The organism is Streptomyces sp. NBC_00582 (assembly GCF_036345155.1).
GTDB lineage: Bacteria > Actinomycetota > Actinomycetes > Streptomycetales > Streptomycetaceae > Streptomyces.
The window spans coordinates 3,826,304-3,842,310 of record NZ_CP107772.1; the positions used below are offsets into that span (position 1 = coordinate 3,826,304).

The window sequence follows — 16,007 nt, forward strand, 5'->3', positions numbered from 1 at the left end:
GTGACCTTCCGAGAGATCAACTCCAAGATGGTCGAGGCGACGGTCGTACCGGGCCAGCGGCTGTTCAGTCAGCGCGGGGCCATGCTGGCGTACCGCGGCGACGTGTCCTTCACGCCCAACATGCAGGGCGGCCAGGGCGGTGTGATGTCCATGATCGGCCGGCGCCTCGCCAACGAGGACACCCCGCTGATGACGGTCGAGGGCAGCGGCACGGTCCTCTTCGGGCACGGCGGCCACCACGTCCAGGTCATCCGGCTCACCGGCGACACCCTGTACGTGGAGGCGGACCGGCTGCTCGCCTTCGAGGGCACCCTCCAGCAGGGCACGATGTTCCTGGGCTCCCAGGGCGGGGTCATGGGCATGGTCCGCGGCCAGATCAGCGGCCAGGGCCTGTTCACCACCACGCTGAAGGGGCACGGCGCGGTCGCCGTGATGGCCCACGGCGGCGTCTTCGAGGTCCCGATCACCCCGCAGCGCCCGGTCCATGTCGACCCGCAGGCCTACGTCGCCCACCACGGCGACGTCCGCAACAAACTGTCGACGGCGCTCGGCTGGCGGGACATGGTGGGCCGCGGCTCCGGCGAGGCCTTCCAGCTCGAGCTCAGCGGCAGCGGTGCGGTGTTCGTCCAGGCGTCGGAGGAGAAGCTGTGAGCCACTACCCGGGCGCGGGCCCCTCGGGCCCCACCGTGTACGACCCGATGACCCTCCCGGTCGACGACAACGTCAACCACTACACCTTCTGTGTGGAGCTGAAGGGGAGCCAGTGGTTCCTGCAGAAGGGGAAGATGATCGCCTACTACGGGTCGATCGACTTCAACGGCGTCGGGCACGGCCGGCTGGACCGTCTGGTGCGCACCTCGTTCCATTCGCCACTGCACGCGAGCGACTGGGTGGTGGCGGAGGGCTCGGGCAAGATGCTCCTCGCCGACCGGGCCTTCGATGTGAATTCGTACGACCTCGACGAGGGCAACCTGACCATTCGCTCGGGCAATCTGCTCGCTTTTCAGCCAAGTCTGTCGCTCAAGCAGTCGATCGTGCCGGGATTTCTCACGCTGATCGGAACCGGGAAGTTCGTGGCCGCATCTAACGGCCCGGTGGTGTTCATGGAACCTCCCCTCCGGGTGGACCCACAGGCACTCGTCGGCTGGGCCGACTGCCCCTCCCCGTGTCATCACTACGACCACGGGTACATGACCGGCGTCATGGGCGGTCTACGTGCGCTGACGGGCCTGGGCGGGGCTTCCGGGGAGGAGCACCAGTTCGAGTTCGTCGGCGCCGGCACGGTGCTGCTGCAGTCGACCGAGACCCTCATGGCCGAGCAGGCGACGGGGGCCGTTCCGCATGAGCCGGGAGTGCCCGGCGGGGGCGGAATGCCAGGTGTCCCGGGTGGGCACGGCGGTCAAAGCGGGGTACCGCGCCTTCCCGGACAGCTCGGGGACCTCCAGCGTCGCTTCGGGCTGTGAGCGGTAGTCTGCGGAGTGTGACATCGAACGCGTGCGCACCGTCACACCACCCTCACTAGTTAGCCTTTCAACATTTTAGGTAGACTTCACATATGGAGACCGAAACGGCCACGCGCTGGCTGACCGATGCGGAGCAGTGCGCCTGGCGCACCCACCTGGAGGTCAACAGGCTGTTGACGTACCAGCTCGAAAAGGATCTGCAGCCTTTCGGCCTGACCATGAACGACTACGAGATCCTGGTGAACCTCTCCGAGTCGGAGGACGTCCGGATGCGAATGAGTGACCTCGCGTCCGCCACCCTCCAGTCCAAGAGCCGTCTCTCGCACCAGATCACCCGCATGGAGAACGCGAACCTGGTCCGCCGCGAGAACTGCGAGTCGGACCGCCGTGGGCTCTACGCGGTCCTGACCGAGCACGGCATGGAGACCATGATGAAGGTCGCCCCGCACCATGTGGCGTCCGTCCGCCGGCACTTCATCGACCTCCTCTCCCCCGAGGCCCTCGTGGACCTCGACAAGTCCCTGAAGCCGATCGCGGAACACCTGCGCGGCCAGCGGGGACGCCCCTGACAACCGGCACACCGGCAGCCGGAGTCCCGTTCGGGCTCCGGCTGCCGGTGCCTGCCGGTCTGTGAGGGCCCAGCCGGCACCGACGGGCGTGCCGTTGAGCGTCGTCGAGCAGATTGGCCGGCACCCGCCCCGGCAGCACCCGCGATCCGGCCGCGCGGCTCGTGTGGCCGCTCGGGGGTCAGTTCTCGGTGAGGCCCGCGATCAGGGTGTCCGCCGCGCCGTACGGGTCCAGTTCGCCCGCGACGATCCGTTCGGCCAGGGTGCTGAGGCGGTGGTCGCCGTGGAGGTCGCCGATGCGGCGGCGCAGGGCCGTGACGGCGATCGTCTCGACCTCGCGGGCGGCGCGGGCGCGGCGGCGCTCGGTGAGGACGCCGTGCTCCTCCATCCAGGCGCGGTGCTTCTCCAGGGCCTGGACGACCTCGTCGACACCCTCGGCGCGGGAGGCGACCGTCTTGACGATCGGCGGGCGCCAGTCGCCGGGCTTGCGTGACTCGCCGAGGCCGAGCATGTGGTTCAGTTCGCGGGCGGTGGCGTCGGCGCCGTCCCGGTCGGCCTTGTTGACGACGTAGACGTCACCGATCTCCAGGATTCCGGCCTTGGCCGCCTGGATGCCGTCGCCCATGCCGGGGGCCAGCAGGACGACGCTGGTGTCGGCCTGGGAGGCGATCTCCACCTCCGACTGGCCGACGCCCACCGTCTCGACCAGGATCACCTCGCAGCCCGCCGCGTCCAGCACCCGGATCGCCTGCGGGGCGGACCAGGCGAGGCCGCCCAGATGGCCCCGGGTGGCCATGGAGCGGATGTAGACGCCGGGATCGGAGGCGTGGTCGGACATCCGCACCCGGTCGCCGAGCAGGGCACCCCCGGAGAACGGGGACGACGGGTCGACGGCGAGCACACCGACCCGCCTGCCCTGCTTGCGGTACGCCGTGACCAGCGCGGACGTCGACGTGGACTTGCCGACGCCCGGGGAGCCGGTCAGGCCGACGACGTAGGCGTTGCCGGTGAGCGGGGCCAGGGCCGCCATGACCTCCCGGAGCTGCGGGGACGCCCCCTCCACCAGGGAGATCAGCCGGGCCACGGCCCGGGGCCGGCCTTCCCTGGCCTGGGCGACCAGCGAGGGGACGTCCTGCATCACAGCTCCGTTCGCGAAGGGATCCACCGCGTGCCCAGGCCGCGGGCTCAGGCCTTGGGCACGCGCACGATCAGCGCGTCGCCCTGACCGCCGCCGCCGCACAGCGCCGCCGCGCCGACACCGCCGCCGCGCCGCTTGAGCTCCAGGGCGAGGTGCAGCACGAGCCGCGCGCCGGACATGCCGATCGGGTGACCGAGAGCGATCGCACCCCCGTTGACGTTCACCTTTTCCGTGGACACCCCGAGGTCCTTCATTGACTGGACCGCGACGGCGGCGAAGGCCTCGTTGATCTCGATGAGGTCGAGGTCCCCGACGCTGAGGCCCTCCTTCTTCAGGGCGTGCGCGATGGCGTTCGAGGGCTGGGACTGCAGCGAGTTGTCCGGCCCGGCCACATTGCCGTGGGCGCCGATCTCGGCGATCCAGGCGAGGCCCAGCTCCTCGGCCTTGGCCTTGCTCATCACGACGACCGCGGCGGCGCCGTCGGAGATCTGCGAGGACGTGCCCGCGGTGATCGTGCCGTCCTTGGTGAAGGCGGGACGCAGCTTGCCCAGGGACTCGGCGGTGGTGTCGCCGCGGATGCCCTCGTCCTTGCTGAAGACCACCGGCTCGCCCTTGCGCTGCGGGATCTCGACCGGGGTGATCTCGGCCTCGAAGATCCCGTTCTTCTGCGCGGCGGCGGCCCGCTGGTGCGAGAGGGCGGCGATCTCGTCCTGCTCGGGGCGCAGGATACCGAGGCGCGTGTTGTGCTTCTCGGTGGACTCGCCCATGGCGATGTTCTCGAAGGCGTCCGTGAGACCGTCGTACGCCATCGCGTCGAGCATCTCGATCGCGCCGTACTTGTAGCCCTCGCGGGACTTCGGCAGCAGGTGGGGGGCGTTGGTCATGGACTCCTGGCCGCCCGCGACGACCACGTCGAACTCACCCGCGCGGATGAGCTGGTCGGCCAGCGCGATGGCGTCGAGGCCCGACAGACACACCTTGTTGATGGTGAGCGCCGGGACGTTCATCGGGATGCCGGCCTTGACGGCGGCCTGACGGGCCGGGATCTGGCCCGCGCCGGCCTGGAGCACCTGGCCCATGATCACGTACTGCACCTGGTCGCCGCCGATCCCGGCGCGGTCCAGGGCGGCCTTGATCGCGAAGCCGCCGAGGTCGGCTCCGGAGAAGGACTTCAGCGAGCCCAGCAGTCGTCCCATGGGCGTCCGCGCGCCCGCGACGATCACCGAGGTCCTGCTGTTCGTTCCAGTCGATCCAGTCATGAGCTGCGATTCCCCTTACCGGCCTGCACTGGCCGAGGAGTGAACGAGGGTTTACTGAGAATGTACTGAGTGGCACTCCGTGCCGTCATCCGGCCTTCAGTGTGATCGCGCGCACGTTGCGTAACCATCATCGTCGCGCTCCACTAACACCATGCTGACGCGAATCGACCACATCGGGATCGCCTGTCACGACCTCGACGCGACCGTCGAGTTCTACCGCTCCACGTACGGCTTCGAGGTGTTCCACTCCGAGGTCAACGAGGAGCAGGGTGTCCGGGAAGCCATGCTCAAGATCAACGACACTTCCGACGGAGGCGCCTCCTACCTGCAGCTTCTGGAGCCGACCCGCCCGGACTCCACCGTCGCCAAGTGGCTCGACAAGAACGGCGAGGGGGTCCACCACATCGCTTTCGGTACGGCGGACGTGGACGGGGACGCCGAGGACATCCGCTCCAAGGGCGTACGCGTTCTGTACGAAGAGCCGCGACGCGGCTCCATGGGGTCACGAATCACGTTCCTGCACCCCAAGGATTGTCACGGTGTACTGACAGAACTGGTCACTTCGGCGCCAGTTGAGTCACCTGAGCACTGACCCTCGTACATATGGGCCGGTAGGGTTGGGGGCGGTCGTCGCTCTTGTCAGGGCGACCGGTCCTGCTGCCTTGGACGGCGGGACGATGCCGGGGTCCGGGTTTGAGGGGACGAGCGCCGGGGCACCAGCCCATGCTCCGTCGTTCATCTGACACCATTCCCCGGGGGCCCCGTTCGGCGGATGGACGGAGCTCGTTCGGGAAGCTTGCGACCAGGGACGGATGGGACCGCGCAGTGCGGGGCTACGAGAGCCAGGAGCGGGAACCGGCGGCTGACGTCGACCACCTCACGCGGTTCGAAGCCGAGATGAAGCGGCTGAAGACCGAGCGTGAGAAGGCGATCCAGCATGCCGAGGACCTCGGCTACCAGGTCGAGGTGCTGCGCGCCAAGTTGCACGAGGCGCGCCGCACACTCATGTCCCGGCCGTCCTTCGACGGCGGCGACCTCGGGTACCAGGCCGAGCAGATGCTGCGCAACGCGCAGATGCAGGCCGACCAGCTGCGCCAGGACGCCGAGCGCGAGCTCAGCCAGGTCCGCGCGCAGACCCAGCGCATCCTCCAGGAGCACGCCGAGCAGGCGGCCCGGCTCCAGGCCGAGCTGCACCAGGAGGCCGTCAGCCGCCGCCAGCAGCTCGACCAGGAACTGGCGGAGCGCCGCCAGACGGTCGAGTCGCACGTCAACGAGAACGTGGCCTGGGCGGAGCAGCTGCGCGCCCGGACCGAGGCCCAGGCCCGCCGGCTCCTGGAGGAGTCCCGGGCCGAGGCCGAGCAGGCGATGGCCGCCGCCCGCGCCGAGGCCGAACGGGTGGCCGCGGAGGCCCGCCAGCGGCTCCAGGCCGACGCCGAGCAGGCCCGTGCGGAGGCCGAGCAGCTCCTGCTGCGCGCCCGCACCGACGCCGAGCGGATGCTGAACGCCGCCTCCACCCAGGCGCAGGAGGCCACCGAGCACGCCGAGGCGCTGCGCAGCTCCACGGTGAACGAGTCGGACACGGCCCGCCGCCAGGCCGGTGAGCTCAGCCGCGCCGCCGAGCAGCGGATGGCCGAGGCCGAGGAGGCGCTGCGCAAGGCGCAGTCCGAGGCCGACAAGGTGGTCGCCGAGGCCAAGACCGCCGCCGAGAAGGCGCTCGCGAGCGCCGAGTCCGCCAACGAACAGCGCACCCGTACGGCGAAGGAGCAGGTCGCCCGGCTGGTCACCGAGGCCAGCCAGGAGGCCGAGGCGACCAAGGCGGAGGCCGAGCAGGTCGTCGCCGACGCGCGCGCCGAGGCCGAGAAGATCGTCGCGGAGGCCTCCGAGAAGGCCCGCACGATCACCGCCGAGGAGAGCGCCACCCAGCTGTCGAAGGCGGCCAAGACCGCCGAGGACGTCCTCAACAAGGCGCAGGAGGACGCGCAGCGGACCACGAAGGCCGCCGCCGAGGAGGCCGAGCGGATCCGCCGCGAGGCGGAGACCGAGGCGGACCGGCTGCGCGCCGAGGCGCACGACATCGCCGAGCAGCTCAAGGGCTCCGCGAAGGACGACACCAAGGAGTACCGCGCCAAGACGGTCGAGCTGCAGGAGGAGGCCCGTCGGCTGCGCGGCGAGGCCGAGCAGCTGCGCTCGGACGCGGTCGCCGAGGGCGAGAAGATCCGCGCGGAGGCCCGCAAGGAGGCCGTCCAGCAGATCGAGGAGGCCGCCCGGTCGGCCGAGGAGCTGCTGTCCAAGGCGAAGGCCGACGCGGACGAGCTGCGCCAGAAGGCCACGGCGGACAGCGAGAAGGTCCGCACCGAGGCCATCGAGCGCGCCACCGCGCTGCGCCGGCAGGCCGAGGAGACCCTGGAGCGCACGCGCACCGAGGCCGAGCGCTCCCGTGAGGAGGCGGTGGAGCTCGCCGAGACCATCACCTCGGGCGCCGAGCGGGCCGCGCAGGAGCTGCGCGAGGAGACCGAGCGGGCGGTGGAGGCCCGGCAGGCGGAGGCCGCCGAGGAGCTGACCCGGCTGCACACCGAGGCGGAGTCGCGGCTCGCCTCCGCCGAGCAGGCGCTGACGGACGCCCGGGAGGAGGCCGCGCGGATCCGCCGCGAGGCCGCCGAGGACACCGACCGGCTGCGCACCGAGGCCGCCGAGCGGATTCGTACGCTCCAGCAGCAGGCCGCGGAGGAGGCCGACCGGCTGCGCACCGAGGCCGCCGCCGACGCGTCCGCCTCGCGGGCCGAGGGCGAGGCGATCGCCGTACGCCTCAGGTCGGAGGCGGCCGCCGAGGCCGAGCGGCTCAAGAACGAGGCGCAGGACACCGCCGACCGGGTGCGCGCGGAGGCCACGGCCGCCGCGGAGCGGCTGGCCGACGAGGCGACCGAGACGCTGGACGCCGCCCAGGAGGAGGCCGTCCGCAGGCGCCGCGAGGCCGAGGAGCTCCTCGGCTCCGCCCGGCAGGAGGCCGACCAGGAGCGCGAGCGGGCCCGCGCCCAGTCCGAGGAACTGCTGGCGTCCGCGCGCAACCGGGTCGAGGAGGCGCAGACCGAGGCGGTCCGTCTCGTCGAGGAGGCCGACCGGCGCTCCGCCGAGATGGTCGGCGCGGCCGAACTCCACGCCCAGCAGGTCCGGGACTCCGTGGCGGGGCTGCACGAGCAGGCCCAGGAGGAGATCAGCGGGCTGCGCTCGGCCGCCGAGCACGCCGCGGACCGTACCCGGCGGGAGGCCGAGGAGGAGGCGGACCGGGTCCGTTCCGACGCCTACGCCGAGCGGGAGCGGGCCAGCGAGGACGCGAGCCGGATCCGCCGCGAGGCGAGCGAGGCCTCCGAGGCGGCGCGGGAGCTGGCCGAGCGGACGGTCGCCGAGGCGATCGCGGAGGCCGAGCGGCTGCGCACGGAGTCGTCGGCGTACGCCCAGCGGGTGCGCACGGAGGCCTCGGACGCGCTGGCGGAGGCCGACCAGGCCGCGGCCCGCACCCGGGCCGACGCCCGCGAGGACGCCAACCGCATCCGCTCGGACGCGGCGACCCAGGCGGACACCCTCATCAACGAGGCGCGCCACAAGGCCGAGCGGCTGCAGACGGAGACCATCGCCGAGGCGGAGCGACTCACGTCCGAGACGGCCGCGGAGGCCGAGCGGGTGCGTGCCGAGTCGGTCGCCAGGGCGGAGAAGCTGATCCAGGACGCGAGCGGGGACGCGGAGCGGCTGCGGGCCGAGGCCGCCGAGACGGTGGGGTCGGCGCAGCAGGCCGCCGAGCGGATCCGGCTGGAGTCGGAGCGGGTCAAGGCGCAGGCGGCGGCGGAGGCCGACCGCATGCTGAGCGTGGCCCGCGACGAGGCCGACGAGACGCTGGACGCCGCCCGCAAGGAGGCCAACAAGCGGCGCTCCGAGGCGGCCGAGCAGGTCGACACGCTCATCACGGAGACCACGGCCGAGGTCGACAAGCTGCTGACGGAGGCGCAGGAGCAGGCGCTGCAGACCACCGCGGACGCCGAGTCGCAGGCCGACTCGATGGTGGGCGCGGCCCGCACCGAGGCCGACCGGCTGGTCGCGGAAGCGACGCGCGAGGGCAACTCCCGGGTGGAGAAGGCCCGTGCGGACGCGGACGAGCTGCTCGTCGGCGCCCGCCGGGACGCCACCGCGATCAGGGAGCGCGCGGAGGAGCTGCGCGACCGCATCACGGCCGAGATCGAGTCGTTGCACGAGCGGGCCCGCCGCGAGGCCGCCGAGACGATGAAGTCGACCGGCGACCGCTGCGACGCGCTCATCAAGGCGTCGGAGGAGCAGCTCGCCAAGGCGCAGGCCAAGGCGAAGGAGCTGGTGTCGGAGGCCAACTCGGAAGCCGGCAAGGTCCGGATCGCCGCCGTGAAGAAGGCGGAGGGCCTGCTGAAGGAGGCCGAGCAGAAGAAGTCGACGCTGATCCGGGAGGCCGAGGAGCTCAAGGCCGAGGCGATCCGCGAGGCGCGGCGCACGGTCGAGGAGGGCAAGCGCGAGCTGGAGGTCCTGGTGCGCCGGCGTGAGGACATCAACGCCGAGATCTCGCGGGTGCAGGACGTGCTGGAGGCGCTGGAGTCCTTCGAGGTGCCGGGTGCGAACAAGGACGGGGGCGTCAAGGCCGGCGCGAGCATCGGCGCGCCACGGGCGGGTGGGAAAACCTCTGACGGTTAGCGGAATGTGTGGATTGGGTTAAAGTCTCGCCACTTAGCCTGAGTTTTTGGCAAGGGGGGCGGCGTTCAGCCACCCAAAAGGGGTGTCATTCCTCAGATCAAACACGCATACGCTCGATGACACAGCGCTCCGGCCCCTAGGATTCCACCTATCACCTCACCGGTCTCATTCGACAGGAACCCCATGAGCGACACTTCCCCCTACGGCTTCGAGCTTGTGCGGCGTGGGTACGACCGCGCTCAGGTGGACGAACGGATCTCCAAGCTCGTCTCCGACCGTGACAGCGCTCTCGCCCGCATCACCGCTCTGGAAAAGCGCATCGAGGAGCTCCACCTCGAGACGCAGAACGCCCAGGCCCAGGTCACCGACGCAGAGCCGTCGTACGCCGGTCTCGGCGCGCGTGTCGAGAAGATCCTCCGCCTCGCCGAGGAGGAGGCCAAGGATCTGCGCGAGGAGGCGCGTCGCGCGGCCGAGCAGCACCGCGAGCTCGCCGAGTCGGCGGCCCAGCAGGTGCGCAACGACGCAGAATCGTTCGCTGCGGAGCGCAAGGCCAAGGCGGAGGACGAGGGCGTCCGGATCGTCGAGAAGGCCAAGAGCGACGCGTCGCAGCTGCGCCAGGAGGCGCAGAAGGACGCGCAGTCGAAGCGTGAGGAGGCCGACGCCCTCTTCGAGGAGACGCGTGCCAAGGCCGCGCAGGCCGCCGCCGACTTCGAGACCAACCTGGCCAAGCGCCGCGAGCAGTCCGAGCGCGACCTGGCGTCCCGTCAGCAGAAGGCGGAGAAGCGGCTCGCGGAGATCGAGCACCGCGCGGAGCAGCTTCGCCTGGAGGCGGAGAAGCTGCGCACGGACGCCGAGCGCCGTGCCCGTCAGACCGTCGAGACGGCGCAGCGTCAGGCCGAGGACATCGTGGCCGACGCCAATGCCAAGGCGGACCGGATCCGTTCGGAATCCGAGCGCGAGCTGGCGGCCCTCACCAACCGCCGCGACAGCATCAACGCCCAGCTCACGAACGTCCGCGAGATGCTCGCCACGCTGACCGGTGCCGCGGTGGCCGCGGCCGGCGCGCCGGTGGCGGACGACGAGCCGATCTCCCGCGGGGTTCCGGCGCAGCAGTCCCGGTAACCCTCGGGGTACACCGGCCGAACGTCGGACGAAGCCCGCTGCCAGCGGTGGCAGCGGGCTTCGTGGCGTTCTAGCGTGGCCGCATGATCGAGCTCGAAGGCCTGACGAAACGGTACGGCGAGAAGGTCGCGGTCGACCGTCTGTCCTTCACCGTGCGACCGGGCATGGTGACGGGCTTCCTCGGTCCCAACGGCGCCGGCAAGTCCACGACGATGCGGATGGTGCTGGGCCTGGACCGGCCGACCGCCGGGGACGTGCGGATCGACGGCAGGCACTACGACTCCCTCGAGGACCCCCTGACGTACATCGGCGCCCTGCTGGACGCGAAGGCCGTGCACGGCGGGCGCAGCGCCTTCAACCATCTGCTGTGCCTGGCGCAGAGCAACGGCATCCCGAGGGCGCGGGTGCACGAGGTGCTGGACACCGTCGGGCTGACGGCGGTGGCGCGGAAGAAGGCCAAGGGGTTCTCGCTGGGCATGGGGCAGCGGCTCGGCATCGCGGGCGCGCTCCTCGGCGACCCGAGGATCCTGATGTTCGACGAACCGGTGAACGGTCTCGACCCCGAGGGCATCCACTGGATCCGCAATCTGATGAAATCGCTGGCCGCGCAGGGCCGGACGGTGTTCGTCTCCTCCCATCTGATGAGCGAGATGGCGCTGACCGCGGACCATCTCGTGGTCATCGGTCAGGGCAGGCTGCTCGCCGACACCTCGATGGCCGATTTCATCGCCCGCAATTCCCGGGCGTACGTCCGGATCCGCACCCCGCAGCGCGAGCGGCTGCTGGACGTGCTGCACGAGGCCGGGGTGACGGTCGTGGAGAGCGGCAGCGGGGTGCTGGAGGTGGACGGGGGCAAAGCGGAGCAGATCGGGGAGCTGGCCGCCCGGCACGGGGTGGTGCTGCATGAGCTCAGCCCGCAGCAGGCCTCGCTGGAGGAGGCGTTCATGCAGCTCACCGCCGAGTCGGTGGAGTATCACGCGCACAGTGCGCAGCCCGCTGAGCGGCAGTGGGGCGACGAGTGGACGAGGAAGGGCTGAGCCATGGCGGCGACCCAGGTCGTGCGGTCCGAGTGGACCAAGATCCGGTCGGTGGCGTCCACCGTCTGGACGCTCTCGCTGGCCGTGGTGGTCACCGTCGCGCTCGGCGCGCTGATCTCGGCGCTGTCGAAGAACCAGTACGACAGCATGAGCGCCACCCGCCGGCTCGACTTCGACCCCACGTACATCAGTTTCGCCGGGATGAGCCTCGGGCAGCTCGCGATGATCGTCTTCGGGGTGCTGGTGGTCTCCAACGAGTACAGCACCGGCATGATCCGCACCTCGCTGGCGGCGGTCCCGCGGCGCGGCCGTTTCCTCTTCAGCAAGATCGCGGTGGCCGGCGGGCTGGCGCTCGCGGTGGGGCTGGCGACGAGCTTCGTCACCTTCTTCCTCGGGCAGGCGATGCTCGGCTCCCACGGCGCGGAGCTCGGCGACCCGGGGGTGCTGAGGGCGGTGGTCGGCGGCGGGCTCTACATGACGCTCATCGCCGTGTTCTCCATGGGGGTCGCCACCATGCTGCGCTCGCCGATGCTGTCGCTGGGCATCCTGATGCCGTTCTTCTTCCTGATCTCCAACATCCTGGGCAATGTGCCCGCCACCAGGAAGGTGGGCCGCTATCTGCCCGACCAGGCCGGCAGCAGGATCATGCAGGTGGTCACGCCGGTCGACGACAGCACACCGTACGGGCCCTGGGGCGGGCTCGCGATCATGGTGGCGTGGGTGGCGGCTGCGCTGGCCGGCGGTTATCTGCTCCTGCGCAAACGAGACGCGTGATGCTCTGGGCTTTACCTCCCTTTGAGTGGAACCGTCAGCGCCTCGCTAAGCTCCTAACCCTTACGGGGGCGTGTGCCCCGCTGTCCTGAACCTGTCGATGGGTGCGGAGCATGATCGAAGCAGTCGGCCTGACCAAGCGCTACGGCGACAAGACCGCTGTGTACAACCTTTCCTTCCAGGTACGGCCGGGCGCCGTCACCGGCTTCCTCGGGCCGAACGGCTCGGGCAAGTCGACGACGATGAGGATGATCCTCGGCCTGGACAACCCCACCGCGGGGACGGTCACGATCGGCGGCTACCCCTACCGCAGGCTGCCGAACGCGGCCCGCCAGGTCGGCGCGCTGCTCGATGCCAAGGCGGTGCACGGCGGCCGGTCCGCCCGCAGCCACCTGCTGTCCCTGGCCCAGCTGTCGGGCATCCCGGCCCGCCGGGTGGACGAGGTGCTCGGGGTGGTCGGCCTCCAGGACGTGGCGCGGCGGCGGTCCAAGGGCTTCTCCCTCGGTATGGGGCAGCGGCTCGGGATCGCGGCGGCGCTGCTCGGTGATCCACAGGTGCTGCTGTTCGACGAGCCGGTCAACGGCCTCGACCCCGAGGGCATCCTCTGGGTGCGCAACCTGATGAAGTCCCTCGCGGCGGAGGGCCGCACGGTCTTCGTCTCCTCGCACCTGATGAGCGAGATGGCCCTGACGGCGGACCATCTGATCGTGATCGGGCGCGGTCAGCTCCTGTCCGACATGAGCGTGAAGGACTTCATCTCGGCCAACTCCGCGGACTTCGCGCGCGTCCGCACCCCGCAGACCGAGCCGCAGCTCCGCGAGAAGCTCGCGGGGGCGCTGACGGCGGCGGGCGGCCATGTCCTGCCCGAGCAGGACGGCGCCCTGCGGGTGACGGGGCTGGCGCTCCCCCGCATCAGCGACATCGCCCACGACACGGACGTACGCCTGTGGGAGCTGTCGCCGCACCAGGCCTCGCTCGAGGAGGCGTACATGCGGATGACGCAGGGCGCCGTCGACTACCGCTCGACCACCGACCAGAAGGCCGGCCTCCAGCAGCCCCTGCCGCCCGGCGCGACACCGCCGATGCCGGTCCCCGGCCAGGGCCAGCCCGGCTGGTACGCCCCACCGCCCCCGGCGCACGGCTACGCCCCGCCGCAGCCTCCCCAGGGCTCCTACGGCGGCTACGGCACCCCGCCCACGACGCCGCCCCCGAACGGGGGCAACCCGTACGCCCAGGCGCCGGCGGGCACCACGCCCCCTGCGGGCGCCCCGGCCGCGCAGGCACCCGCCCAGCCGGGCACCCCGACGGCAGCGACCACGCCCGCCGCCCCGGCGGGTTCCCCGTCGGCCGCGGGGTCGGCCCCGGCCGCTGCCGCCTCGCTGGCGAAGGCCCCCGCCCCCGTCTCCGACGCCGCCCCGACGACCCAGCCCGAGGACGCCCGATGAGCACCCCGCAGCACCCGGTCCCGCAGGCCGCCGCGCCCGTCTGGCAGGCGCCCGGGGCGCCGTACGCCGCCGCCCCCGGCTACACCTCGCCGATCCCGGTCGTACGGACGCACCTCGGGCACGCAATCGCCTCGGAGTGGACGAAGATCCGCTCGGTGCGGTCGACGATGTGGACGCTGGGGGTGTTCGTCCTCCTCGTCGTCGGCATCGGGATGATGGTCGCGCTGATCGTCGACGCCAACGCATCGGAGGGTGACCTCTCGGGCGAGAACCCGCTGTCGTTCGGCTTCTTCGGGGTGCTGCTGGGCAGCATGCCGATCATCACGCTCGGCGTCCTGACCACCGCCTCCGAGTACGGCACCGGCATGATCCGCACCACGATGGTCGCCTGTCCCTCGCGCGGCCGGGTCCTCGCGGCGAAGGGCATCGTGTTCTTCGCGATCGCGTTCGTCGTGACCCTGGTGTCCACGGGGTTCGTCGCCATGGTGGACGCGGCGATGTTCACCGACGCGCGCGAGCCCTCGGGCGGCGAGTGGATCAAGGCCACCCTCGGCGTGTCCCTCTACATCGCGCTGCTGGGCCTGCTGTCCCTGGCCGTCGGCTCGATCATCCGCCACTCGGCCGGCGCCATCACCATCATGATCGGCCTGCTGCTGGCCCCGCTGGTCATCGCGATCTTCATGTTCTCCGAGTCCCTGGAGAAGCTCCGCGAGGCCCTGTTCGAGTACTCGATCCCCAGCCAGCTCGGCGTCTGGTACTCCACCCAGCTCGGCGAGACCGGCCCCTCCGGCTGGGACCCGCTGTGGATCGCGCTCGGCGTCACGGCCGCCGCGTTCGCCGGCGCCTTCGCCCTGCTGGAGAAGCGGGACGTGTAACCGCCGCACAACCTCAGAAGCGAGGCGCGTTACGGGACCGCTGCACCCCCGGGTTGCGGCGGTCCCGCGCGTTCCAGCAGGCCTTGTGCCAGTGCCGGCGGTCGTCGACGCCCGCGTGCTCGGGCCAGGCGACGACATGCGGCACCCCGTCCGGGATCATCTGGTCGCAGCCGGGGCACCGGTAGCTCTTGCCCTGCGCGCTCGCCCCGGCCACATGCCGCACGCTCCACTCCTCGCCCTGCCAGTTCACCGAGGACTGCCAGCCGCCGTACCGGCTGGCGCGGTCGTCGTCGGCGCCCCGCCCGGACGAACCGGACGAGCCTGACGAGTCGGCACCCTTGGGTCGGTTGCGACGCGGGGACACGGAACACCTCACGGGGCTATACAGGAAGCAGGGTTTCCGTCCAGCCTACGCGGCGTGGGCGCGGGTACCCGGAAGGGACCGATCCCCACAAGTCCCCCTGCCCGGGACCCCATTCTGCAGACAATCGGCAAATCTCTCCGCCAGGCCGTGTCCTCGGCACGTGTCAGACGGTTATGCCGGGTGGGGGAGCTCCGTGTCGGAGCCAAGGAAGCAGGAAAGTCCATGCGCGTTGGTAGTTTCGTGTTGGGAGCCCAGTTCCCCGGGCAGGGCCAGGGAGAGGCGCTGCACCGCGCGGTGCGCTCCGCCGAGGTCGCCGAGGAGTCGGGCCTCGACTCGGTCTGGCTGGCCGAGCACCACTTCGTGCCGTACGGCACCTGCCCGTCGGCGGTCACGCTCGCCGCTCTGCTGCTGGGCCGCACCCGGCGCATCCGGGTCGGTACGGCGGTCAGCGTCCTGCCCACCGCCCATCCCGTCGCCCTCGGCGAACAGGCCGCGCTGCTGCATCTGACGAGCGGCGGCCGGTTCTCGCTGGGCGTGGGGCGCGGCGGGCCCTGGGTCGATCTGGAGGTCTTCGGGTCGGGCCTCGCGGCGTACGAGAAGGGGTTCCCCGAATCACTCGATCTGCTGGTGCGCTGGCTGCGCGAGGCGTCCGTGGGAGCCGACGGCGAGCACTTCCGTTTCCGTGAAGTCCCCGTCGTACCCCGCCCGTCGGAGGCCCTGACGGACACCGAGGGCCCTGAGGTGATCGTGGCGTGCACCTCGCCCTCGAGCGTCCGGCTGGCCGCCGAGCGCGGGCTGCCGATGCTGCTCGGCATGCACGTGGGGGACGAGGAGAAGGCCGAGATGGTCGCCCTGTGGCGGCAGCACGCGCGCGCGGCGGGCCGTTCCGGCGACGAGATCCGGGCCGCGGGCCATGTCTCGGCGGGCGTCTGCCAGCTCGCGGACCGGCGCACGGACGCGGTGGAGACCCTGGTGAAGGCGATGCCGGGCTGGCTGAAGCAGGGGCTCGACGCCCATGTGACGGTGGACGGCCGCCCCCGCTCGATGCGGGACCCGGTGGCGTACACCGAACTGCTCTGCGGACTGCACCCGGTGGGCACCCCGCGGCTGTGCGTCGACCGGCTCGCGGCGACCAGTGAACGGACCGGCATCTCGCGCTTCGCCCTGCTCGTGGAGGGCTCGGGCGACCTGGCGGCCACCGAGGAGAACGTACGGCGGCTGGGGACGGAGGTACTCCCCCACCTGTGCTGAACGGGCCGG

At 71.4% G+C, this 16,007-nt stretch carries 14 protein-coding genes; 11 read left to right on the plus strand and 3 right to left on the minus strand.

Features of this window, described 5'->3' with window-relative positions; all coding sequences use genetic code 11:
• The 3 genes from OG852_RS16665 (at position 1) to OG852_RS16675 (ending at position 2,032) form a co-directional block, all read left to right on the plus strand.
• The gene (locus OG852_RS16665; protein WP_133917206.1) at positions 1-651 is read left to right on the plus strand and encodes an AIM24 family protein; all 651 of its coding nucleotides are present in this window, start codon (positions 1-3) and stop codon (positions 649-651) included.
• Positions 648-1,463, plus strand: a complete 816-nt coding sequence (locus tag OG852_RS16670) for an AIM24 family protein (RefSeq protein ID WP_133917205.1) — start codon at positions 648-650, stop codon at positions 1,461-1,463. Before OG852_RS16665 ends, OG852_RS16670 begins: the two co-directional genes overlap by 4 nt.
• 92 nt (positions 1,464-1,555) lie before the next feature.
• Positions 1,556-2,032, plus strand: coding sequence for a MarR family winged helix-turn-helix transcriptional regulator (locus OG852_RS16675; protein WP_133917204.1), 477 nt, complete (start codon positions 1,556-1,558; stop codon positions 2,030-2,032).
• A gap of 178 nt (positions 2,033-2,210) precedes the next feature.
• Here OG852_RS16675 and meaB read toward each other — a convergent pair whose 3' ends face one another.
• Together meaB and OG852_RS16685 are read right to left on the minus strand one after the other, a co-directional pair.
• Entirely contained in the window at positions 2,211-3,167 is a 957-nt protein-coding gene (gene meaB, locus OG852_RS16680) for a methylmalonyl Co-A mutase-associated GTPase MeaB (protein WP_133917203.1), read from the minus strand.
• Positions 3,168-3,214: 47 nt separating this feature from the next.
• Positions 3,215-4,426 carry an acetyl-CoA C-acetyltransferase gene (locus tag OG852_RS16685; protein WP_133917202.1) on the minus strand — a complete coding sequence of 404 codons (1,212 nt, stop codon included), beginning with the start codon at positions 4,424-4,426 and terminating at the stop codon, positions 3,215-3,217.
• A gap of 151 nt (positions 4,427-4,577) precedes the next feature.
• Here OG852_RS16685 and mce point away from each other — a divergent pair, with 151 nt between their 5' ends.
• The 7 genes from mce to OG852_RS16720 all read left to right on the plus strand — a co-directional run bounded on the left by mce (position 4,578) and on the right by OG852_RS16720 (position 14,383).
• A complete protein-coding gene (mce, locus tag OG852_RS16690) occupies positions 4,578-5,018 on the plus strand; it encodes a methylmalonyl-CoA epimerase (protein WP_133917201.1) in 441 nt (146 codons plus the stop codon).
• A gap of 233 nt (positions 5,019-5,251) precedes the next feature.
• Positions 5,252-9,133 carry a polarized growth protein Scy gene (gene scy / locus OG852_RS16695; RefSeq protein WP_330348355.1) on the plus strand — a complete coding sequence of 1,294 codons (3,882 nt, stop codon included), beginning with the start codon at positions 5,252-5,254 and terminating at the stop codon, positions 9,131-9,133.
• A 183-nt stretch (positions 9,134-9,316) separates the two neighbouring features.
• Complete coding sequence (locus tag OG852_RS16700; RefSeq protein ID WP_133917199.1) at positions 9,317-10,255, plus strand: cellulose-binding protein; 939 nt, start codon at positions 9,317-9,319, stop codon at positions 10,253-10,255.
• Between the two features lie 83 nt (positions 10,256-10,338).
• A complete protein-coding gene (locus tag OG852_RS16705; protein WP_133917198.1) occupies positions 10,339-11,292 on the plus strand; it encodes an ABC transporter ATP-binding protein in 954 nt (317 codons plus the stop codon).
• A 3-nt stretch (positions 11,293-11,295) separates the two neighbouring features.
• The gene (locus tag OG852_RS16710; protein ID WP_133917197.1) at positions 11,296-12,066 is read left to right on the plus strand and encodes an ABC transporter permease; all 771 of its coding nucleotides are present in this window, start codon (positions 11,296-11,298) and stop codon (positions 12,064-12,066) included.
• Between the two features lie 110 nt (positions 12,067-12,176).
• Entirely contained in the window at positions 12,177-13,508 is a 1,332-nt protein-coding gene (locus OG852_RS16715) for an ABC transporter ATP-binding protein (RefSeq protein WP_330348356.1), read from the plus strand.
• Complete coding sequence (locus tag OG852_RS16720) at positions 13,505-14,383, plus strand: ABC transporter permease (RefSeq protein ID WP_133917195.1); 879 nt, start codon at positions 13,505-13,507, stop codon at positions 14,381-14,383. The genes OG852_RS16715 and OG852_RS16720 overlap by 4 nt, the downstream gene beginning before the upstream one ends.
• Before the next feature lie 13 nt (positions 14,384-14,396).
• Here OG852_RS16720 and OG852_RS16725 read toward each other — a convergent pair whose 3' ends face one another.
• A complete protein-coding gene (locus OG852_RS16725; protein ID WP_133917194.1) occupies positions 14,397-14,747 on the minus strand; it encodes an ATP/GTP-binding protein in 351 nt (116 codons plus the stop codon).
• 222 nt (positions 14,748-14,969) lie between these two features.
• On the opposite strand from OG852_RS16725, the gene OG852_RS16730 reads away from it, so the two are divergent.
• Positions 14,970-15,998, plus strand: coding sequence for an LLM class flavin-dependent oxidoreductase (locus OG852_RS16730; protein WP_133917193.1), 1,029 nt, complete (start codon positions 14,970-14,972; stop codon positions 15,996-15,998).
• Positions 15,999-16,007 lie beyond the last annotated feature (9 nt).